Below are 21,486 nucleotides of genomic sequence, written 5' to 3'. Positions count from 1 at the left end.
CGCTTTTCGGGTACGCGGCAATAAAAGATGTATATTTGCAGCGACTTCGGCGGAAGAACGACGCGGGCGACGATACAAGGACCGTCAGGCCGAATTGACACCCGATTTGAAAAAGCGGTTTCGATTCGGTAAATTGAGGGGAACGGCATAGTCGCCGATAGCCGCAGTAAGGGCACGGCGTATTGGAGAGGAGGGGGAGGCTTGAGAAGGAGAAAAGATCGGCTGTGGCCGATATTGGGTACGGTATGCCTGCTGTGCACGGCGCTGCTGCTGCTGGGATTCGGCTGGGCGCTGAAGGATACTTGGGCGCCGTCCTCCGGGTTGGCGCTTCCTACGCCGACGCAGGCGCCGCCGCAGCAGAGCGGAGATTGGACGAGCCGGCCGGAGATCAAAGCGATCGCAATCGGGGATTCGCTCACGCGAGGCGTGGGCGATGTCGCCGGCAAAGGCTACGTGGAGGACAGTCTCTCGCAGCTTTCCAAGTCTCTGGGGAAGCCGGTCAGATTGAACGGCAATCTCGCGGTCAGCGGCCTCGAAGCCGCAAAGTTGAACGCCTTGCTTGACGGAAAAGCGATGCAGGACGCGGTGGCCGGGGCCGATCTTGTCCTGCTCACGATCGGCGGCAATGATTTATTCCGCTCCTCGCAGCAGTCGGGCGGGTCGATCGCGGAAGGCGGCGGCATCGATCCCGAGCTGGCGAAGCAGCGGCTGCCGAAGACTGAGGAGCAGCTTAAGGCCGTTTTTACGAAGCTTCGCGCCATTCATCCGTCCGTCCGAATCGTCTATGTCTCGTTGTACAACCCGTTTTACGAGCTTGCGCAACTGCGGCCGCAGATCGCATCCATTTTAGCGGACTGGAACGGGTATGCCGTTAAACTGGCCGAGGAGGACGGCGACATTGTCGTCGTGCCGACGGCCGATTTGTTCCAGGCACAATCCGCGCGCTATTTGTCCTCGGATCATTTCCATCCGAACGGAGCGGGCTATGCCCGCATTGCGGTTCGCGTGGCGCAGGCGCTTAATTGACGAAGGGGGCAGCTGGGATGCGGACGGATGTGAAGATTGAAGGCAGTAGCACGGATGCCTCGGGTTTTTCCGGGGCTGCAAGCGCGAATCGTGCGCGGCATGGGACCCCGGTGCTCTCGGTCGAAGGGTTGTCGAAAACGATCAAGGGACGCAAGATTATCGACAATATTACGTTCGACGTACGAGCCGGGGAGATCTACGGCTTTCTGGGTCCCAACGGCTCGGGCAAGACGACGACGATTCGCATGCTGGTCGATCTGATCAAGCCGACTTCGGGACGCGTGCTCGTCTGCGGGGAGGACGTGAACAAGCATCCGGAGCGGGCGCTGCGGCATGTCGGCTGCATCGTCGAAAATCCGGAGATGTACGGCTATATGACCGGCTGGGAAAACCTCGATTTGTTCGCGCGCATGCAAGAAGGCATCGGCGATGCGCGCATCGCAGAGGTGGCACGGATCGTGCGGCTGGACGAGCGCATCCACGACAAGGTCAAGACGTATTCGCTGGGCATGCGGCAGCGGCTCGGCATTGCGCAGGCCCTGCTCGGCGCGCCTAAGCTGCTCATCCTGGACGAGCCGACCAACGGGCTCGACCCGAAGGGCATCAAGGAGCTGCGCGCTTTCATCGCCGAGCTGGCCGCGGAAGGGATGAGCGTATTCGTGTCCAGCCACCTGCTGAGCGAGATTCAGCTCCTGTGCGACCGTGTCGCCATCATCGACGGCGGACGCGTGATCGCAGTCGGCGACGTGCACGAGATGATTGCGCAGGCGGAGGCGCATACACTGTGGCTGTTCGAGGATCCCGAAGCGGGACGCCGGCTGCTGACGGAGGATCCGCGCGTAGAGGTCGCTGACAGTGACCGCGCGCTGCTGGACGAGTCGGTCCTGCTCGCGCTCCCGGGAGCCGTTCCGACGCGCGTGCAACAGGACGACATTGCGGACGTCGTCTCCCGCTGCGCATCGGCAGGCGTCGGCGTGCTCGCGGTGCAGCGCGTCGTGCCGACGCTGGAGTCTTTATTTCTCACGCTGACGGGGGGCGAACGCGATGCGTCGGGATCTTGAACTGATCCGCAACGAAACGGTCAAAGTGTGGAAGAAAAAACGATTTGCCGTCATCGTCCTTATTTTGCTCGCACTCGTACCGGTGTTCGTGTACGCGCAGATGAAAATCGCTCAGAGCAGCCAGGGCAAATACACGGACTGGCGGGCGGAGCTCCGGCAGCGCATCTCCGACAATACGAACGCGCTCACGAGCGACCGGATTCCCGAGGAATGGAAAAAGTGGCGCGTCGCGCTCGTACAGCAGCTTCAATATTACCTCGACCGGGACGTCAATCCGAACACGCCGAACGCGGTGCGTTTCACCAATACGTTTCTGCAAAACGCCGTAGGCTTATTTATCCCGCTTATGGTGCTCGCCGTCGCATCGGACATCGTCTCCTCCGAACGCTCGGGCGGCACGATCAAGATGCTGCTGACCCGGCCGGTACGGAGGTGGCGCATTTTGGCGTCCAAGCTGGTCACGCTCACGATGTACGTCTCCCTGATTATTGTGGCCACGGCCGTCATCAGCTATCTCGTTTCCGGTCTCGTCTTCGGCTACGGCGGGTGGCGCGAGCCCGTATTCGTCGGTTTCAGGCTGAACGGCTCGGATATGGATACGACAGGCGTCCACGCGATCACGCAAGGGGCTTATATGCTCATGCAGCTTGGCCTGGTCTGGTTCTCCGCGATGACCGTTGCGGTCATTGCCTTCATGGTGTCGGTGCTCGTCCGCAGCACGGCCGCGAGCCTCGTTACGATGATGGCGGCGGTCATCTCCGGCTCGATCCTAGCCAACATGGCCTCGTCCTGGCACAGCGCCAAATATTTGTTTAATGTCAACCTCGACCTGTCCGTATATTTGCAGGGCTCTCCGCCGCCGATCGAAGGCATGACGCTCGGATTTTCCCTGATCGTGCTGGGGGTCTGGTCGCTGGCGGCGATCGCGGTATCGTTCGCCGTGTTCACGAGACAGGATATATTAGCCTGATGCAGGTGGATGGTTATTCCATTTGTCAATGGCAATTGGAAGTTATAAGTGCGTGTTCGACATCGTTCTTGTCCATGTTATAATCGAATCAAGGACGGTGAGCCACGATGAACGATGAGTTGTTAAGGCAGATCGCTGAGAAACTTGGAGATGTTGTGGGACGGCTGGATCGGATGGAGCAAAAGGTGGACCAGATCGACAATAGGCTGGAACGCGTCGAGCAGAAGGTGGATCAGGTCGAGCTGCGGTTAGACCGCGTCGAGCAGAAGGTGGATCAGGTCGAGCTGCGATTAGACCGCGTAGAGCAGAAGGTTGACCGCATCGAGACGAAGCTTGACGCTACCTTCGAGCAAGTCGCAAAAAACACCGAGCATGCGGTCGCATTTAACGATCTTGCCTCCACCGTAGCGGATCATACGACTGATATTCGGCTGCTCAAAAAAATCGTCGTTGCCAGTTAGCGCGAGTCCAGTTAAACTCTAAACGTCAGGATAGATGACCGTTTCTGCATCGCGCAGGCGGTTATTTTTATTTGCGGGGCATCATTACTTTACGGACGCCTTGTGCATTTTCTGCCTTTTAGCTTAAAATGAACGGAAGGCGCGTCCTTGACGGACGCTAGAAGCAGCAAGGGGGATCATTCGTGACCGAACAAACAGACCTGTATGCGGAGAGCGCGGCGCAGGCGGGTACGACATACGGAGCGGACGACATACAGGTGCTTGAAGGGCTGACCGCCGTCCGCAAGCGGCCCGGCATGTATATCGGCAGCACCACCTCTTCGGGCTTGCATCATCTCGTCTGGGAGATCGTGGACAACGCCGTCGACGAGCATTTGGCCAAGCATTGCTCGCGGATCGACGTAACCATCCACGGCGACAACTCCGTCACCGTGCAGGACAACGGGCGCGGCATACCGACCGGCCTTCACAAGACCGGCGTGCCGACGCCGCAGGTCGTCTTCACGATTTTGCACGCGGGCGGCAAGTTCGGCGGCGGCGGCTACAAGAAGTCTGGCGGCCTGCACGGCGTCGGCGCCTCCGTGACGAACGCATTGTCTCAGTGGCTCGAGGTCGAGATCTACCGCGAAGGCAAGACGCACCGGATGCGGTTTGAGACCTGGGTAGACAAGGACGGCAAGGAGCACGTCGGAGAGCCCGTCACGGGTCTCGAGGTGCTCGGCAATACGAACAAGACCGGCACGAAGGTGACTTTTAAGCCGGATCCGAAGGTTTTTCACGGCAATGTCTCAATTAATTACGATACGCTGTCCGAGCGCCTGCAGGAGATTGCGTTCCTGAACTCCGGCCTCAAGGTGACGGTCAAGGACCAGCGCTCGGGCAAGGAGGACGTGTTCCACTACGAGGGCGGCGCCAAGCAGTTCGTGCAGTTTCTGAACGAGGAAAAGACGGTGCTGCACGACGTCGTCCACTTCACCGCGGAGCGCGACGATATCGAGGTCGAGGTGGCGCTGCAATACAACGATGGCTACACCGAGACGATCGCTTCGTTCGTCAACGCCATCCCGACGCGGGGGGGCGGCACCCACGAGACGGGCTTTAAGACGGCGTACACGCGCGTCATGAACGAGTACGCCCGGAAGATCGGTCAGCTCAAGGAGAAGGAAAAGAACCTGGAGGGCAGCGATCTGCGCGAAGGCATGATGGCCGTCATCAACATCAAGATGTCCGACGTCGAGTTCGTTGGGCAGACCAAGGATCAGCTCGGCAGCGCCTCGGCGCGCAGCGCGGTTGACGCTATCGTGGCGGAGAAGATGGCCGTGTTCCTCGAGGAGAATCCGCAGGTCGGCCAGCAGCTCGTACGCAAGTCGGTACAGGCGTCCAAGGCCAGGGAAGCGGCCCGCAAGGCGCGCGAGGAGATCCGCAGCGGCAAGAAGCGCAGCGAGAGCGCGAGTCTCGGCGGCAAGCTGTCGCCGGCGCAGTCCAAAGACTATACGCGCAACGAACTGTTTATCGTCGAAGGCGACTCCGCCGGCGGCTCGGCCAAGCAGGGGCGGGATTCCAAGTACCAGGCGATCCTGCCGCTCAAGGGCAAGCCGATGAATCCGGAGAAGGCCAAGCTGGTCGACATCCTTAAAAACGAAGAATACAAGGCGATCATCGCGGCGACGGGCGCAGGCGTCGGCCCCGAGTTCGACGTCGAGGAATGCAACTATTCCAAAATCATCATCATGACCGACGCCGACACGGACGGCGCGCACATCCAAGTGTTGCTCCTGACGTTTTTCTACCGGTACATGAAGCCGCTGATCGACGCGGGCAAGGTGTTCATTGCCCAGCCGCCGCTCTACAAGCTTACGCGCAAATCGGGCAAGCTCGAGACCGTACGTTATGCCTGGACCGACGAGCAACTGCAAAACTATCTCAAGGAGATCGGCAAGGGCGCTGAGCTGCAGCGGTACAAGGGGCTGGGAGAGATGAACCCCGATCAATTGTGGGAGACGACGATGAATCCGGAGTCCCGCACGCTGCTGCAGGTGCAGATCGAGGACGCCGCGAAGGCGGAGCGCCGCGTGTCCACGCTGATGGGCGACAAGGTCGATCCGCGCAAGCGCTGGATCATCGACAACGTCGACTTCACGGAATACGAGGAATAAGAACGGAGAGACCGATATGAGCTTGCTCGAGAACTTCTTGCCGGCGTTTCTGGAGGAGGTCGTTGGCGACCGCTTCGGACGCTATTCCAAATACATTATTCAGGACCGCGCGATTCCCGACGTCCGCGACGGCCTGAAGCCGGTCCAGCGCCGGATTCTTTACGCCATGTTCGACTCCGGCAATACGCCGGACAAACCGTACCGCAAATCCGCGAAGACGGTCGGCGACGTCATGGGCAACTACCACCCGCACGGAGACTCGTCGATCTACGACGGCATGGTGCGCATGGCACAGCCTTGGAAGATGGCGCATACGCTCGTAGACGGCCACGGCAACTGGGGCTCGATGGACGACGATCCGCCGGCCGCAATGCGGTACACCGAGGCCCGTCTGTCTGCGATCGCGATGGAGCTGCTGCGGGACATCGATAAGCGTACCGTCTTGTTCAAGGACAACTTCGACAATACGACCAAGGAGCCGGTCGTGCTGCCGGCGCGTTATCCGAACCTGCTCGTCAACGGCGTAAGCGGCATTTCTTCCGGTTTTGCCACCGAGATTCCGCCGCACAACCTGCGCGAGGTTATCGACGCTTGTACTGCACTCATCGACAATCCTGATATGACGGTTGCCGATCTGATGAAGATCATGCGCGGACCGGACTTCCCGACAGGCGGCCGGATCATGGGCGAGGACGGCATCCGCGAAGCTTACGAGACCGGCAAAGGACGCATCTACGTGCGGTCCAAGACGGCGATCGAAGACATGCGCGGCGGCAAGCAGCAGATCGTCGTGACCGAGATTCCTTACCAGGTCGTCAAGTCCAAGCTCGTCAACAGCATCGATCAGCTTCGGCTCGAAAAGAAAGTCGAAGGCATCGCCGAGGTGCGCGACGAGAGCGGACGAGCCGGCATGCGCATCGTGATCGAGTTGAAAAAGGACGCGGACGCGGAAGGCATCCTCGCTTATTTGCTTAAAAAAACCGACCTGCAGGTCGCCTATAATTTCAACATGGTCGCCATCGTTAACAAAGCGCCTCGCCAGCTCGGCGTTAAGGCGATGCTGGACGCTTATGTCGCTCACCAGCGCGAGGTCGTCACGCACCGCACGCAGTACGATCTCGAAAAGGCGGAAGACCGCGCGCACGTGCTCGAAGGACTCGTCAAGGCATTGAACCTGCTCGACGCCGTCATCGAGACGATCAAGGCATCGAAAAACCGCCAGGACGCGCAGAACAATCTGGTTGCCAAGTTTGAATTTTCCGAACGCCAGGCCGACGCGATTTTGACGCTGCAGTTGTACCGGCTGACGAACCTGGAGATCAACTCGCTCCAGAAGGAACATGCCGAAACGATGAAAAAAATCAATCAGCTGCGCGGCATTCTGAACAATCCGAAGAAGCTGATGGGCGTCATCAAAGACGAGCTCGGCGAGATTCGCGGGAAGTTCGGCATCGATCGGAGATCCGTCATTCAGGGCGAGGTCGAAGAGCTCAAGGTCAACCTCGAAGTGACCGTTCCGGCAGAGGAAGTGCTGGTGACGCTGTCGCGCCACGGCTACGTGAAGCGCACGAGCATGCTGTCGTTCACGCGTTCCGGCGGCGATCTGGGCAGCACGGGGCTGAGGGAAGGCGACCAGCTGCGCTGGAGTCTGCAGCTTAACACGCTCGATTCGCTGCTGCTGTTCACGCAGAAGGGGATGTACTACCAGCTGCCTGTGCATCAGATCTCCGAGTTCAAGTGGAAGGAAAACGGGACGGCGATCGTCAACCTGATCGGCCTGCCTAAGGAAGATCGGATCATGGCCGTCATCCCGGTCAAGGCCGGTGAGTGGAAGGCGCTGGCCGATCAGGGCGAGCAGGGGCCGGCGCTCGTGTTCGTGACCAAGCGCGGCCAGGTCAAGCGCACGCTGATGGCCGAATACGCGACCAACCGGAGCGCGGCGATCGCGGCCGTGAAGGTCGCAGATGGCGACGAGGTCCGCTCGGCGTTCCGCAGCGATACGCCGCAGGAGATTTTGCTCGTCACGGAGCAGGGACTCAGCATTCGTATCCAGGAAGCCGACGTGAGCCTGCAGGGCCGCGTAGCGGGCGGGGTACGAGGCATCCAGCTGCGCGAGGGCGATGCGGTGACCGACGGACTCCAGGTATCGGGCGACGAGGGCGAGATTCTCGTCATCTCCGACTACGGCTACGCCAAGCGCTCGCTGCTGCTCGACTATCCGCCGCAAGGGCGCGGAGGCAAAGGGATCCAGACGTTCGAGATCAAAGAAGGCAAGCGCGTTCGTCCGAACGGTACCCGTCTCGTCGCCGCGTATTACGTCAAGGATGATGTCGGCATCGTAACCGTGACGGCAGGCGGCACGTACGGCGAATTCCGCTCCGACAGCACGCCGCTCGAAGACCGGAGAGGCACCGGCAGAACGATAGGCGCGATCGAGCGGACGGATCCGCTTGCCGAGACGTTCCTTAAGCCGCTGCCGCCACAGACGCATTGACTTAACGGCTGGTTGCGGCCTCAACGGCAGAGCGTAAAGCAGCATGCAAGAGGCGAGTTAGTCGGAAACGCCGTGTAACTTAAGTCTCTTTGTAGGAAACAACGCCTGAAAATTCCAGTAGAAGCAGCCCCGGCCGAATCGCGACCGGGGCTGTATCTGTCTGCTTGCCTCAATCGTACGGACCGTCCTGGGGATCGTAACGGTCGATCCACTTCAGCATCATTTCCAACACGACCCACAGGGGGACCGGCTCCGTCAGCCGGCTGAGCCACCCCGGATCATCTATAATACCGGCTTCGCGCGCCATGATGCCGATCATCCGTATGCGTTCGTCCTCCACCGCCATGAAGACCTCTCCTTCTTTTCAACCGCACGCCGGGCGGACGGTACCGCCAGCTGTCAGCATTATATGTCATAGGCTGTCGTCCCGTACCAGACCGTGCGGATTTATGACTTAAATCATTAATGCGCTAAATCTATCTTTCGACATCGGGTTTGCATATAATTAAAGAAGTAGAGCAAAACGGCATCATTCCGAAGAGGAGAGGTGATCCATAGGTGGAACCGGCTGCAGAGTTCGTAAAGAGCTGGATGAAGCTATCGAAGGATTGGCAATCGCAGATGGAAGCGGAGATGTCCCCCCAACTGACTGGAGGACAGCTTCAAGTACTTGAGCTGCTGCAGGCAAACGAACCGATGAAGCCCTCCGAGCTGCTGCCGCATTTGGAGACGACGCCGGCTGCGGTGACGACGCTGCTCGACCGGATGGAGCGCAATGGCCTCGTCAAGCGCACCCGGGACGAGAATGACCGCCGTATCGTATGGATCAGCACGACCGACTTCGGTCATACGGAGCGCGAACGGGGGCTGCGCGTCCGCAGCGATATCGTGAACCGCTCGCTCGACCGGCTGTCCGCCCACAACCGCCAACTGCTCGTTTATCTGATCGGCAAGGTATCGGGCACGAGAGACAAGAAGCTGGCCGCGTCCGGCGAACCGACAACCGCCATTCAGGCGACGTCCTGAAGCCGACGAGACCGGACGTCACTTATCCGATCGAGAATAACCGCAAATTTCCGATCGTGAATAAAGGCCATTTCCAATTAAAAATATTGCCATTTCCAAGCCGAGCATTCGGCTTTTTTTTTGCCCGATTATCGTTCTTTCTGCTAGACCTGAACAATCACGCCATGATTAATTTTCCAATTAAAAGGGTAATAGAAGTAGTTATAGCGTGAGACAGCTATTTTCTGAATAGAAGTGAAAAGAAAGGCCATCCATCCAAATTGCGAGGTCAACCATGCCCACGATCACGGAAGCTTACGTCGACAGCCTGGCGCCGAACGCCGGCGCGATGAAGAACGGCCGGGACCTGGTCAAGAAAAACAGCTTTCCGGTCCTGAGCGAAAGTCCAGATACAACGCTGCTCTTCGGAGAATGCAAGGGCAGCGGCAAAGAGCCTTACAGATGCTCCGTCGATTTCGTCAACGAAGCGAGCCCTGTCTTTCGTTGCTCTTGCCCCAGCAGACAATTTCCCTGCAAGCATGCGCTCGGATTGCTGTACGCGCGCGCGATGGGCAATTCCTTTACGACCTCGGAGGTCCCGCAAGATATCGCAGACAAAAGAGACAAGGCAGAGAAGCGGGAAGAGAAAAAAAAGGATGCTGCGGAATCCGAAGGCAACGCGCCTTCGGCGAAACGCAAAGTAAACAAATCCGCGCTCGTCAAAAAATTCGCCAGTCAGGTGGAGGGACTTCGTCTGCTGGAAAAGCTCGTCCTGCAGCTCGTCCAATCGGGTCTGGGAAGCGCGGACAAGAAAACGGTCCAGATGATCGAAGATCAGGCGAAACAGCTTGGCAACCATTATATTCCCGGCGTGCAAGCCAAGCTCAGGGAACTCGTACATACGCTGCAAACGGAAGGCGATCGCGAAGCGGTATATTCGCAAGCGATGGAGCAGCTTCTGTTTATGCATTCGCTGGTGAAAAAAGGCGTCTCCTATTTGGAAAAAAGAACGGACGATCCGGAGCTGCCGATGGAGACGGATTCCTCCTTGGAGGAACAGCTCGGTCATGCCTGGCAGCTTGCGGAGCTCCGCGAATACGGCCACGTGAAGCGGGGCGCCGAGCTGCTCCAGCTTTCTTTTCTGTCCTATACGGATGCGGCGCGCGGCGAGTACGTGGATGCGGGCTGGTGGGCCGACCTTGGCGACGGCACGGTGCGCAGCACTCGCCATTTGCGTCCGTTCCGGGCTGCCCGGGCACTTAAGGAAGAGGATACCGTACGCGCGGTTATCCAGACTGACGAGCTGTTCGTCTATCCCGGCGAGCTCAACGCCAGAGTACGCTGGGAGGCGGCGACGCAGCGGGATGCGGCAGGAGAAGACTTTGCCAAAGTCAAAGCGACGGCGGCACCGTCGTATGCGGATGTCATCAAGCAGGTCAAGAACATCATCAAAAACCCGCTTGCGGATAAAACGCCCGTCATGCTGGTCGCTTACCGTTCCATCGACAAGACGGCGGACGGTCTCTGTCTCCGGGATGCGCAAGGAAAACTGCTGCCGATCTCGGACTTGAAGTCCAACGGAAGAGAGACCTCTTCCTTGATTGCGCTGCTCGATGAAAAGGATCTGAAGGACCAGGCTGCACTGGTCATGTTCAACCATCGCCTGGACGACAACCGCCTGAGCGTACAGCTGATGAGCATCGTCACCGACAGCCGGATCATTCGGCTGTTCTACTAGGGGAGAAGCGATTATGAGCATAGATATTTTATTCGAGCTTCAGCAAGAGACGCGCCGGTTGTTCATCGCGGGGAGCGCGATGGCGGCGAACGATCTCCGTTTGAACAAATTGCTGCCCGGGCTTAAAAAGCTTGGCGAAACCGCGCCGGTATTCGGTCGTCTGGCAACTGCGGCCGAAGAGCTGCTCGCCGCAAGCAGGGAGGACAGCGCTGCCAGGCTGCTCGAGCTGTCGACGCTGCTCGTCGCGGTTCTTTATACGCAGGGCAAGACGGATATGGCAGGGGAACCGCAACCGATCCAAGGCACCGGAATCGATCTTCCTACGGATAGCCCTTACCGCAAGCTCCATCCGTTCATCGAAGCGCTGACGACCAAAGGCCAAGGCCGGTTGGAGCAAATCCGGGTGTCATACGAAGACGGAAGCTTCCTGGACCTGCGCGCGCTGCCCGCGGTATGCGCGGCATTGGAAGACAGCTACGCGGAGATCCCCGACTACGTTCAGGAAAAGCTGATTCCTGCCTTCGGTGCGAGCGCAGTCCCTGTGCTGCAGAGCCAGCTGAACCTGCAAGGCGGGAAAGGCGACGGTCGCAGATTGCAGCTTCTTCACAAGCAGCTCGGCGCCTCGATGCTCGAGCTCGTCGCGGAAGGCGCCTCTTCGGGCTCGCCGGAGGTCAAACTGGCGGCGATCTCGATCTTGGGCGCTTATGCCGATCAAGAGACGCTGCTGCTCGAGCTCAGCCGGGATAAGCGAAAGGACGTTCGCGGGGCCGCCTACGACGCGCTGGCACGCATCGGTACGGAACTGGCGCTCGACCGATTGTACGAAGCCGCCGTCGCCAAGGACGGCGCGATTGCCGTCGAGCCGATCAGGAAGAGCGGTTCGCCGCAGCTGCTGGAGCGCTTGATCCGTCAAGGCGAGCAAGCGCTGACGCAGTATTTGAACGGCGAAGCCAAGCAAAAGACGGAAGCGTCCGAGCAGCTTCTGATCGTGCTGCATGCCCTGGAAGGGGCGGGCAAGAAAATGGCGGCCGCAGCGTTTCCGTTCGTGCAGCAGCTTCTGACCACCGCAGCGTACCTCGTCCCCGAGACGGAGAACGCGCAGGAAGCGGCCGCCGAGCTGCTGCTCGAGATGGAACTGCCGGAAGCGGACCGGTTGGCCATGGAGCTTGGGAACGGCGCCAAAGGACCTTTCGTCCCATACGGCTTCCGGGCGGCATTTCGCAGGCTGACTCCGGCTGAGGTCTACGATCGTTATGGAGGCCAATTAAACGGCAGCAAGACCAAGGCGGCCAAGGAACTGCTCGGCGCCATTCGCGAGGTCGTTTACCGAGATGCTTACGACGAAGACGAAGACCGGTATGACGAGCCGGTCGCACGCGAGGAAGCCTGGGATCCGAGATGGGTTCCCTTGTTCATCCGGTTGGATCAGCCGATGCTCGTGTACATGTTCGCCCAGCGGGCCGACAAAGAGGTCACGGCCTATCTGACGGGCAAGCTGCGCGAAGCCAGGTGGGGCGTCAAGGATACCGCAGACATGCTGGCTACGTTGTTCCGGATCCGGTACAAAGATGCGCCGGAGCGTTTCATGGAGCTGCTCGAACGGGGAGCTGCGAAAAACATGTATTATATGAACGGGCAGCAGCGGCGTCTCGTCGCCAGCATGCCTAAATCGTACGCGCCGCGATTGCGGGCGTTCGGGGAAAAGCTGACGTACGAATCGCTGCGCACCGATTGGATGACGCAGATTGAAGAGATCGAACAAGCGCCGGAATCGGCCGAAGAGGAACACGGAAGGGGATTATGGGGATGGCTCAAAAGCAAGATGTCCTGAGATTGCCGGCAGAGCGGCTGTATGCGGAGGAGCTCGAAGCGCTGAAGGAAGCGGACAAGGAGGCGAGGCCTGCGGGCTGGCAGCTGTCCCCCAAATCCGTCCTTACGTTTATAACGGGCGGCCAGGCGGGAGCCACGGCGATCAAGCCCAAATATATCGGCAACAAGCGGCTGGTCGAGATGGCGATCGCAACGCTGCTCACCGACCGGGCGCTGCTGCTCATCGGCGAGCCCGGCACCGCCAAGTCGTGGCTTTCCGAAAACCTGACTGCGGCGATCCACGGCGATTCCTCCAAGGTCATACAGGGAACTGCAGGTACTAGCGAGGAACATGTTCGCTATTCCTGGAACTATGCGATGCTCCTAGCGCAGGGGCCGTCGGATCAGGCGCTCATCCGCAGCCCGATTTTCCGCGCGATGGAGTGCGGCGGCATCGCCCGCTTCGAGGAGATCTCCCGCTGCGCCTCAGAGGTGCAGGACGCGATGATCTCCATCTTGTCGGAAAAGACGATCGCCATTCCCGAGCTGAATCGGGAAGCGGCGGCGGAGCGCGGATTTTCTATTATTGCCACCGCCAATACGAGAGACCGCGGGGTAAACGAGATGTCGGCCGCGCTCAAGCGCCGCTTTAATATCATCGTGCTTCCGGCGCCGTCCAGCCTGGAAACGGAAATCGACATCGTGCGCAGGCGGGTGAGCGAGATCTCGTCCAACTACGAGCTGAAGGCGTCTCAGCCGGACGACGATACGATCCGGAAGGTCGTCACCATTTTCCGAGAGCTGCGAAGCGGCACGACGCTCGAGGGCAAAGAGAAGGTGAAGCCGCCGACGGGCGTCATCTCCACGGCAGAGGCCATCTCGCTGTTGACCGGCAGCATGGCGCTTGCGGGGAGTTTTGGGGACGGCAGGATCAGCGACGAGGACGTGGCCGCAGGCTTGCAGGGCGCGATCGTGAAGGATGAGGAGAAGGATCGCATCGCTTGGAAGGAGTATTTGGAAAACGTCATGAAAAAGCGGGGAGCCTCCTGGCGGAGCTTGTACGGCGCCTGTTCGGAGATGAATCGGTGAACGGGGCACGGAATCCTCATTATTTCGGCATTCGGCATTTGTCGCCGGCCGGCTCGTACCATCTTCTCGCGCTGCTTGACGAGGTAAGACCTACTGCAGTGCTGATCGAAGGCCCTGGCGACGCGGGGGAGCTTGCTGGACAGCTCGTCGCGCGCGGCGTCGTGCCGCCGGTCGCGCTGCTCGCCTATACAGCGCAACTTCCCGTCCGTACGCTGCTCTATCCGTTTGCCGAGTATTCTCCCGAATACCAGGCGCTGCGGTGGGCGGCGCGCAATGGCAGCCAAGCCGAATTCATCGACCTGCCGACCGATATATCGCTGGCGCTGAATGCGCTCCGGCACGAGCGGTCGGCAGACGCAGATCCGCTGCAGGCGACCGATGGAAATGGCGGCGACGAATCTGCTTCGACGGAGGATCGCCTTGATGGCATGCCCGGCGAGACGGAGGCGAGGTCGGCTCAGAGGGACTTCTACGCGCGTATCGCCGAGCTTTCAGGGGAACCGGATTTCGAGTCCTACTGGGAGCGCCATTTCGAACATCGGCTTCGCCATGGCGCTTATCGGCAATCGATCTCGCAATTTTCCGACGAGATGCGGGCATGGACTGCAGGCGAAGAGCGGCACCGTGCCCCGCACGAAGCGGCGTACAACGAGATCCGCGAAGCCTATATGCGGCGTAAAATCCGCGAGACGCTGGACGGCGGCCACGATCCGGGGCGGATCGTTGTCCTGACCGGGGCCTATCATACGTCGGCGCTGGACCTTGAGTTGCCGGCGATGAACGACGAAGAGCTTTCGCTTTTGCCGCGCGTACCGACCAAAATGACCTTGATGCCTTATTCCTACTACAAGCTATCCTCGCATTCGGGATACGGCGCGGGCAACGCGGCGCCCGCGTACTTCGGGCTGATGTGGCATTGCATGCGACAGCGCGAGATGGATCGGCTTCCGGCCTTGTATTTATCCTCGGTCGCGGCGCGATTAAGAGAACAGGGCACTTACCGTTCGACGGCCTCTGTCATCGAAGGCGTGCGGCTTGCCGGCGCGCTCTCCGCGATGCATGACGGCGAACTTCCGACCTGGAAGGATCTGCGGGACGCGGCGACGATATTGTTCGGACACGGCGAGCTGTCCGTCGTCGCCGAAGCGCTGGCAAGGACGGATATCGGCACGGCGATCGGCAGCTTGCCTGAGGGCGTCAGCCAGACGCCGATTCAAGACGATCTGAACCGCGAGCTCGCCAGGCTGAAGCTGACCAAATACAGAACGCTGGTCGCGGCGGACCTGGAGCTGGATCTTCGCGAGAATCGTAGCGTCAAGTCTGCGGATTCCGCTTTTCTCGATCTCCATCGGTCCGTCCTGCTCCACCGTCTGGCGCTGCTCGGCATTCGCTTCGCGCGCAAACAGCATCGGCGTCAGACGGATGCGACTTGGGCCGAGCATTGGGTGCTGCAATGGTCGCCCGAAGCGGAGATCGAGATCGTAGAGGCGACGATCAAGGGCGAAACGGTGGAGCTGGCTGCGGCCTATGCCATCCACGAGCAATTGCTCGCTTGCGACGATATCGAGCATGCCGCCAGGCTGATCCGACAGGCGGGCGAATGCGGGCTTCCGCAGGTCGCCGGCCAAGCGGTGGCGGCGCTGCAGCGGCTCGCCGTCGACGCAGGGAGCTACGCGCAAATCGCGCAAACGCTGCGCGAGCTGTCGGTGCTCATGCAGTACGGCTCGGTGCGGCGCATCGATACCCGGCCGCTGCTGCCGATTTTGCAGCAGTTATTCCTGCGCGGATGCTTGATGCTGGATGGCGCGTCGGGCTGCAACGACGATGCGGCAACGGAAATGATGTCCGCCATGCACGCCATGAACGCAGTGGCGCAGGAGCATTATGCCGACGTCGACGAGCGGCTCTGGCTGGAGAAGCTTAAGGAGCTTGCCGTACGCGACGATCGCAACCCGAGGCTGTCGGGTTATGCGTTTTCCATTTTGCTCGAGCGCAACGAAGCCGGCGAAGAGGCGTTCACGAGCGAGGTCGCCCGCCGATTGTCGCCGGGCATGGAGGTCGATCTTGGGGCAGGATGGTTTGAAGGCCTGTCGATGCGCAATCGCTACGCGCTGCTGTCGCGCGACTATTTATGGCGGCATCTGGACGAATATATCCATGGCCTGGATCCCGAACCGTTCAAGCGCTCGCTCGTCTTTCTGCGGCGCGCGTTCAGCAGCTTCGAGCCGCGAGAGAAGGCGGCGATCGCCGAGCTGCTCGGAGAGATTTGGGGGACGGGGTCCGAGCAATCGGGCGAAGCGCTGCAGCGTCCGCTGGACGAGGAAGAAAAGGAGCGATTGGATGAGCTTAACGACTTTGACTTCGGGGATCTGTAGCCGATGACGACGATGGATGCGGATCAAGTGAAGCGGTGGCGCCTGATCTTGGGCGCCGCGGCCGAGGAGAAGCTTGAAGCTGCGGGCGGCGCGTCAGGCGGCGGCGCGCGGCTGGACGAAGAGAGCCTCTTGATGGACGAGGCGCTCGCAGCGATCTATGACGGAACGTCAGGTGAAATCGGCGGATCGGGTCCGAGAGCCGGTACGGCGGGCGGCGGTCCGAAGTCGGCCGGCTTGGGCGCTTCTGCGCCCAGATTGGCGAAGTGGCTGGGAGACGTGCGATCCTTTTTCCCGTCGGATATCGTGTCCGTCATTCAAGGGGATGCCGTACATCGCAAAGGGCTGACCAGGCTGCTGTTCGAGCCCGAGCTGCTCTCCCAGGTGAAGCCGGACATCGGAATGGTGGCGACGCTCATGTCGCTGCGCGGGCAAATCCCGGAGCGGACGAAGGAAACGGCACGGACGCTCGTACGGGAAGTCGTGGACGAGATCGTCAGGCGGATGGCCCAGGAATTGACCCGCGCGGTGACCGGTTCGCTGAACAAGCGGCGTCATTCTCCACTGCCCTCGCTGACGGGACTCGACTGGGACAAGACGATTCGCAGCAATTTGAAGCATTATGACGTCGAGCGCCGATTGCTCATCCCCGAAAAGGTGTATTTCTTCGATCGTGCGCGCAAAAGTAAGGAATGGACGGTCATCCTTGATATCGACCAAAGCGGCTCGATGGCGAATTCCGTTATCTATGCGTCCATCACAGGCTCGATCTTTGCCAGCATGCCTTCGCTTGAGACGCGCGTCGTCGCGTTCGATACCGATGTCGTGGACCTTAGCGAGGCGTGCGCGAACGATCCCGTCGATCTGCTGTTCGGCATTCAATTGGGCGGTGGCACCGACATCAACAAGTCGGTCGCCTATTGCGAATCCTTCGTAACCGAGCCTAAGAAAACCTTGTTCCTGCTCATTTCCGATCTGTACGAGGGCGGCAACCGGACGGAGATGATCCGCAGGCTGCGCGACATGCACGAATCCGGCGTGCGGACGATGTGCCTGCTCGCCCTCTCGGACGACGGCGCGCCTTCGTATGACGAGGACGTCGCCCGCAAGCTCTCAGGCTTTGGCATTCCCTGCTTCGGCTGCTCCCCGGACAAACTGCCGGAGCTGATCGAAGGCGCCTTAAAAGGGATGGACTTGATGCAGCTTGCGGACCGCGTCAAGCAGGCGAAAAACTGACTGACCTGCGAGCGCCGGCCATGACCGGCACTTCGATTCGGGACGGTGCCGATCCGGCGCCGTCTTTTTTTGAAAGATCAGCAAGAAAAATGAGCGGCGATTCGTGGACAAGTAAGCGCACTTTTGGCGTGCCGGAGCATTTCGAATGTTGAGTGTGCGGAAATCCTGCAATTGTTACAATTGTACATGTATTTTGTGCCGACGCGTGACACTTGACGAAATACCTGCAAATGTGCAGGTAAATTCAAAGCACAAGCCGGAAATGGGGCGGATGGAGGAAAATAACTGCGCATTTGGTTACTACTTAGGTCAACCGAAAGTAAAAGTGCCGCGGAGTGCCGCCGAAAGGGAGGGGAGTATGGGGAGTTGTTGCTTGAGAAGCGTGGAAATGAAGCCGCGCACGCGCGCGAAAACTTTTGCACCTTGCTCTGTACGAAAGCAGCCTGAAACTTTGTCTTTGACTTTCACCATGCGAATATCGCGTTCGGCCTGGTTGTTGTCAAAGGGCGCCTTTGCATCATAAAGAAAGCGGAGAATGGCGTCCTTGTAATTCAGGAACCGCTGTCCCAAATTCGCCGCTTTGCTTTTCGTTTTTCGACCTCTCGGGCCGGTTTTGGGGCGAACAGGATCTTTGGACCATTCAAGTTCACCTTGTTTTAGAATTTCGTCGTACTGTTGCTGCATCTGTTGGATGTGTTCCTGTCTCAAAGGCTCGCCTCGTTTTCGGTGGTCCGAAGCCGTCTTCCAGCCTTCCTGCAGCAACGTTTTCATCCGCGTCGACCAGGTATGCTTGTCATGCTCGCTTATCCCCTGGCATTCACGAAGCAGATGGGCGCAGCACAGCGAGTGGGAGAAGGAAAATTCATCTTTAAAGTAAGCGCCGTAGCTGTCATGCATCACCGTTCCCGTGTAAGTAGGCAAGATTTCTCCTGCTTTCATGCCCACACTTCCGCGGCTGGGATGAACGGTAAATAGCGTGTAATCGGCAGTGGAGGCGGTATGTAGCCAGTGCTCGTGATCTTGGACACCAAAGCCCGTTTCGTCGCAATGCAGATAGTCGCTTTTCAGCAGCGCCTCGCGCACGCATTGCTCAGCCGGTGCTAGGCGGTGATGCGTGACTTTTAGGTACGACAAGAGCGTCGCATCGCTCGGACGGTAACGGGTCAAATCAGCAAAGAGCTGCCCAATACGCGCAAGCGGAATCATTTGAAACGCGCTCAAATACGCGGTCCAGGCTGCGAATCCGTCGCCGTATTGTGTGGCAGCATTCACGCCCTCAGGAAAGAGGGCGCGCTGCGTACGCCTGCAATGAGGACAACGCTTCTTCTCTGCGCGATACTCGGTGACCACAACGCGTGGTGCAGGCAGGTCAAAAACCTGACGTCTCTCGTAGTCTAAAGACGGCACGGCTTCGAGCGACGCCTGACAAGCGCCGCAGACGGATATGGTTTGATGAACGACGTGATCCGGCACTTCAGCGAAGAGCAACGTATGTCCGTCATGGCCCTTTGGAGCTCCCTTTTTTCCGCCGGGCTGCCGCGAGTTGGTCGGCTTGCGGAAACCGTCACTTGAAGGCGGTTTGCTGCTATTGCGGGAGTTTTGGCCAAGCTGACGTTCGAGGTCTTTAATTCGGTTTTCAAGCTTCTCGATTTTAGCGGTATACTGCGCGATTGTAGCGGTAAACTGATCGACCAGCGATGTAATGAACGCCTCGATGGTCTCAGGATCACTATGGCTGATCTGCTTTATGAGCTTCTTATCTACCACCGGATTCACCCCTTTCTGAATATGTATAGGTATAATCTTTTACACCTATATCCAGAAAACTAAAAGGGTGGACCTAAGTAGTAACCGCATTTGCATCTTTTCTGTCCAAAAGGGGTGACAACGGCATAAATAGATGTACATTTGCAGGCATTACGGCGAAAGAACAACACGGGCGACGTTGCGCGGGCCCTTCGGAACGGCTGGCGGCTGCGCCATCGACCGGCATTTCGCACAAATCAAGTTTGGGATATAAGAAGACCTGTAAGGAGACCGCCTGGGGAGATTTTGAGTTTCCTTGACGGTTTTTTTACGGACGACGGACAATTTTCCGCTAGGCAGTGCACGTTGCCGCCTTGATTGTTACAATAGTAGGAAAGCAGGACGCGTCCAAAAGGAGCATCGAGATACGATGGTGAAAAAGTACGAGAATGCAGACGGCTCTTCGAACATCAAATCCTTTGCGGAGCTGCGCCAGTGGCAGAAGGAACGCCGGTCGAAAAAGAAAGATCTTTCTTTTGTCGTGTCCCGCGCCGATCCGGATATAGCCTTGCTCACCGCCAACCGCAGCGAGCCGACCGTGACGTTCGTCGGTCATTCGACCTTTCTCGTCCAGCTCGGCGGACTTAATATCGTGACGGACCCGGTATGGGCGTCGCGGATGGGGTTCACTCCGCGGCTGTCGCCTCCGGGGCTAACAATCGATTCGCTGCCGCCGATCGACGTCGTCGTCCTGTCCCATGCGCATTACGACCACCTTCACTTGGGCACCCTGCGCCGGTTGCCCGGCGATTTTGTCGCGCTCGTGCCTGCCGGCCTGGCTGGATGGTTCCGGCGCAAGGGCTTCAAGCGTGTCGAAGAGCTCTCTTGGTGGTCCGAGACGCGTGTCGGCGACGTAACGTTCGGCTTCGTGCCGGCCAAGCATTGGACGAGGCGGACGCCATGGGACACCAATTCGTCGCATTGGGGCGGCTGGGTGATGCGCCATGATTCGGATTGCCTGTATTTCGCCGGCGACAGCGGCTACGACGGCACCTTCCGCCGGATCGGCGAGAAGTATGGAGACATCCGCGTCGCGCTGATCCCGATCGGCGCTTACGAACCGGAATGGTTCATGGGCGGCTCGCACATGACGCCCGAAGAAGCGGTACAGACATTCGCAGACGTCGGGGCGCGCTATTTCGTGCCGATGCACTACGGCTCATTCCGGCTGGCTGACGACACGCCCAAGGAGGCGCTGGACCGGCTGAACGCCGAGTGGGAACGGCGGGGGCTCCCGGCAGACAGACTTTGGACGATGGAGCACGGACGGACGAAGCTGTGGTCCGCCGCCAGAACAAGCTTATAAAAAGCCAAAAAACCGCCCCTAGCCTAAGGCTAGGGGCGGTTCTTCGACTATCTAGCGTTTATTCCGCGCTCTCCCAGCGACCGTAAATCCCGCACGGCAGCGTCAGGCCGCTGCGCGTGATCGGCAGGCCGATCTCGCCGGCATCGATTCTGCCGCCGTGACGGCGGCCGATGGACATGTGCAGCAAATTGTGCAGCACGGTCGGCGAGAGGCCGGTCGTGTACGAGTTGACAAGCACGAACAGCGGGGTGTCGGAGAGGATGCTCTTGCACTCCTCAAGGAAAGGATACAGGCTGTCCTCGAGCTTCCAGGTCTCGCCCCCGGGACCGCGGCCGTAGGAAGGAGGATCCATGATGATGGCGTCGTATTGCTTGCCGCGGCGCTGCTCGCGCTGCACGAACTTGAATACGTCGTCCGTAATATAGCGTACGGGCGCGGACTCGAGGCCCGAGAGCGCCGCGTTTTCCTTGGCCCACTGGACCATTCCCTTGGCGGCGTCGACATGGCACACTTCAGCGCCGGCCGCGGACGCGGCAACGGTGGCACCGCCGGTATAGGCGAACAGATTGAGCACGCGAATCGGCCTGCCGGCTTCCTTGATCCGCTTCATCATCCAGCTCCAGTTCACCGCTTGTTCGGGGAAAAGACCCGTGTGCTTGAAGTTGGTCGGCTTGATGTGGAAGCGGAGCGGACCGTAGGAGATCGTCCAGCGCTCGGGCAGCTGCTTGTTGAACTGCCACTGGCCGCCGCCGGAGGAGCTGCGGAAGTAGTGGCCGTCGGGACGCTGCCAATCCCCGGATTCCTTGGCGAGCGGCCAGATGATTTGCGGATCGGGGCGTCTTAAGATTACGTCCCCCCAGCGCTCCAGCTTGTCCCCGGCGCCGGTGTCGATCAGTTCGTAGTCTTGCCAATCTGTAGCCATTCTCATGTTCCGTTTAACTTCCTTTACTATTCAAA

The 21,486-nt window shown here is 59.3% G+C and carries 16 protein-coding genes; 13 read left to right on the top strand and 3 right to left on the bottom strand.

Translation table 11 applies throughout. From position 1 onward, the window contains the following. Nucleotides 1-201: 201 nt before the first annotated feature. The 6 genes from ACFSR7_RS22650 to gyrA all read left to right on the top strand — a co-directional run bounded on the left by ACFSR7_RS22650 (nt 202) and on the right by gyrA (nt 8,168). Nucleotides 202-1,026 carry a GDSL-type esterase/lipase family protein gene (locus tag ACFSR7_RS22650; protein ID WP_378165502.1) on the top strand — a complete coding sequence of 275 codons (825 nt, stop codon included), beginning with the start codon at nt 202-204 and terminating at the stop codon, nt 1,024-1,026. A 17-nt stretch (nt 1,027-1,043) separates the two neighbouring features. Beyond that, nucleotides 1,044-2,087, top strand: coding sequence for an ABC transporter ATP-binding protein (locus ACFSR7_RS22645; protein WP_378165500.1), 1,044 nt, complete (start codon nt 1,044-1,046; stop codon nt 2,085-2,087). Further along, complete coding sequence (locus ACFSR7_RS22640) at nt 2,071-3,057, top strand: ABC transporter permease (protein WP_378165498.1); 987 nt, start codon at nt 2,071-2,073, stop codon at nt 3,055-3,057. Before ACFSR7_RS22645 ends, ACFSR7_RS22640 begins: the two co-directional genes overlap by 17 nt. A 107-nt stretch (nt 3,058-3,164) precedes the next feature. Next, complete coding sequence (locus tag ACFSR7_RS22635) at nt 3,165-3,518, top strand: hypothetical protein (RefSeq protein ID WP_378165496.1); 354 nt, start codon at nt 3,165-3,167, stop codon at nt 3,516-3,518. A gap of 182 nt (nt 3,519-3,700) precedes the next feature. Next, nucleotides 3,701-5,674 (top strand): DNA topoisomerase IV subunit B, encoded by a 1,974-nt coding sequence (parE, locus tag ACFSR7_RS22630; protein WP_378165494.1) that lies wholly within the window; start codon nt 3,701-3,703, stop codon nt 5,672-5,674. A 16-nt stretch (nt 5,675-5,690) separates the two neighbouring features. Next, entirely contained in the window at nt 5,691-8,168 is a 2,478-nt protein-coding gene (gene gyrA, locus ACFSR7_RS22625) for a DNA gyrase subunit A (RefSeq protein WP_378165492.1), read from the top strand. Between the two features lie 169 nt (nt 8,169-8,337). On the opposite strand, the gene ACFSR7_RS22620 is transcribed toward gyrA, so the two are convergent. Then, entirely contained in the window at nt 8,338-8,514 is a 177-nt protein-coding gene (locus tag ACFSR7_RS22620; RefSeq protein ID WP_282908478.1) for a hypothetical protein, read from the bottom strand. Nucleotides 8,515-8,726: 212 nt separating this feature from the next. On the opposite strand from ACFSR7_RS22620, the gene ACFSR7_RS22615 reads away from it, so the two are divergent. From ACFSR7_RS22615 to ACFSR7_RS22590, 6 genes are all read left to right on the top strand, one after another. Further along, on the top strand, nt 8,727-9,194 hold the full coding sequence (locus tag ACFSR7_RS22615) for a MarR family winged helix-turn-helix transcriptional regulator (protein ID WP_378165490.1): 468 nt from the start codon (nt 8,727-8,729) through the stop codon (nt 9,192-9,194). 274 nt (nt 9,195-9,468) lie between these two features. Continuing rightward, nucleotides 9,469-10,911, top strand: a complete 1,443-nt coding sequence (locus ACFSR7_RS22610) for an SWIM zinc finger family protein (protein ID WP_378165488.1) — start codon at nt 9,469-9,471, stop codon at nt 10,909-10,911. Nucleotides 10,912-10,924: 13 nt separating this feature from the next. After that, nucleotides 10,925-12,742 carry a HEAT repeat domain-containing protein gene (locus tag ACFSR7_RS22605; RefSeq protein ID WP_378165486.1) on the top strand — a complete coding sequence of 606 codons (1,818 nt, stop codon included), beginning with the start codon at nt 10,925-10,927 and terminating at the stop codon, nt 12,740-12,742. Further along, complete coding sequence (locus tag ACFSR7_RS22600; protein WP_378165485.1) at nt 12,718-13,809, top strand: ATP-binding protein; 1,092 nt, start codon at nt 12,718-12,720, stop codon at nt 13,807-13,809. Before ACFSR7_RS22605 ends, ACFSR7_RS22600 begins: the two co-directional genes overlap by 25 nt. Continuing rightward, entirely contained in the window at nt 13,806-16,184 is a 2,379-nt protein-coding gene (locus ACFSR7_RS22595; RefSeq protein ID WP_378165483.1) for a DUF5682 family protein, read from the top strand. The genes ACFSR7_RS22600 and ACFSR7_RS22595 overlap by 4 nt, the downstream gene beginning before the upstream one ends. A gap of 3 nt (nt 16,185-16,187) precedes the next feature. Beyond that, nucleotides 16,188-17,417, top strand: a complete 1,230-nt coding sequence (locus ACFSR7_RS22590) for a VWA domain-containing protein (protein ID WP_378165481.1) — start codon at nt 16,188-16,190, stop codon at nt 17,415-17,417. A gap of 309 nt (nt 17,418-17,726) precedes the next feature. Here ACFSR7_RS22590 and tnpC read toward each other — a convergent pair whose 3' ends face one another. Beyond that, nucleotides 17,727-19,184, bottom strand: a complete 1,458-nt coding sequence (gene tnpC, locus ACFSR7_RS22585; protein ID WP_378165479.1) for an IS66 family transposase — start codon at nt 19,182-19,184, stop codon at nt 17,727-17,729. Nucleotides 19,185-19,593: 409 nt separating this feature from the next. Between tnpC and ACFSR7_RS22580 the strand changes: the two genes are divergently transcribed. Beyond that, the gene (locus ACFSR7_RS22580; RefSeq protein WP_378165477.1) at nt 19,594-20,529 is read left to right on the top strand and encodes an MBL fold metallo-hydrolase; all 936 of its coding nucleotides are present in this window, start codon (nt 19,594-19,596) and stop codon (nt 20,527-20,529) included. 58 nt (nt 20,530-20,587) lie between these two features. Here the strand turns inward: ACFSR7_RS22580 and ACFSR7_RS22575 are convergent, their stop codons facing one another. Then, nucleotides 20,588-21,457, bottom strand: a complete 870-nt coding sequence (locus tag ACFSR7_RS22575; RefSeq protein ID WP_378165475.1) for a class I SAM-dependent methyltransferase — start codon at nt 21,455-21,457, stop codon at nt 20,588-20,590. Nucleotides 21,458-21,486: the final 29 nt, after the last annotated feature.

Source organism: Cohnella sp. GCM10020058 (assembly GCF_042683485.1).
In the GTDB taxonomy this organism is placed as follows: Bacteria; Bacillota; Bacilli; order Paenibacillales; family Paenibacillaceae; genus Cohnella.
This window is presented reverse-complemented; position numbering and strand designations above follow the sequence as displayed.

Bases quoted from the DNA above. Each gene is read 5' to 3' on its own strand.
- ACFSR7_RS22575 (WP_378165475.1), bottom strand. From the start codon at position 21,457: ATGAGAATGGCTACAGATTGGCAAGACTACGAACTGATCGACACCGGC.
- ACFSR7_RS22590 (WP_378165481.1), top strand. From the start codon at position 16,188: ATGACGACGATGGATGCGGATCAAGTGAAGCGGTGGCGCCTGATCTTG.
- ACFSR7_RS22635 (WP_378165496.1), top strand. From the start codon at position 3,165: ATGAACGATGAGTTGTTAAGGCAGATCGCTGAGAAACTTGGAGATGTT.
- ACFSR7_RS22580 (WP_378165477.1), top strand. From the start codon at position 19,594: ATGGTGAAAAAGTACGAGAATGCAGACGGCTCTTCGAACATCAAATCC.
- ACFSR7_RS22620 (WP_282908478.1), bottom strand. From the start codon at position 8,514: ATGGCGGTGGAGGACGAACGCATACGGATGATCGGCATCATGGCGCGC.
- ACFSR7_RS22640 (WP_378165498.1), top strand. From the start codon at position 2,071: ATGCGTCGGGATCTTGAACTGATCCGCAACGAAACGGTCAAAGTGTGG.
- ACFSR7_RS22645 (WP_378165500.1), top strand. From the start codon at position 1,044: ATGCGGACGGATGTGAAGATTGAAGGCAGTAGCACGGATGCCTCGGGT.
- ACFSR7_RS22610 (WP_378165488.1), top strand. From the start codon at position 9,469: ATGCCCACGATCACGGAAGCTTACGTCGACAGCCTGGCGCCGAACGCC.
- gyrA (WP_378165492.1), top strand. From the start codon at position 5,691: ATGAGCTTGCTCGAGAACTTCTTGCCGGCGTTTCTGGAGGAGGTCGTT.
- ACFSR7_RS22605 (WP_378165486.1), top strand. From the start codon at position 10,925: ATGAGCATAGATATTTTATTCGAGCTTCAGCAAGAGACGCGCCGGTTG.
- ACFSR7_RS22600 (WP_378165485.1), top strand. From the start codon at position 12,718: ATGGCTCAAAAGCAAGATGTCCTGAGATTGCCGGCAGAGCGGCTGTAT.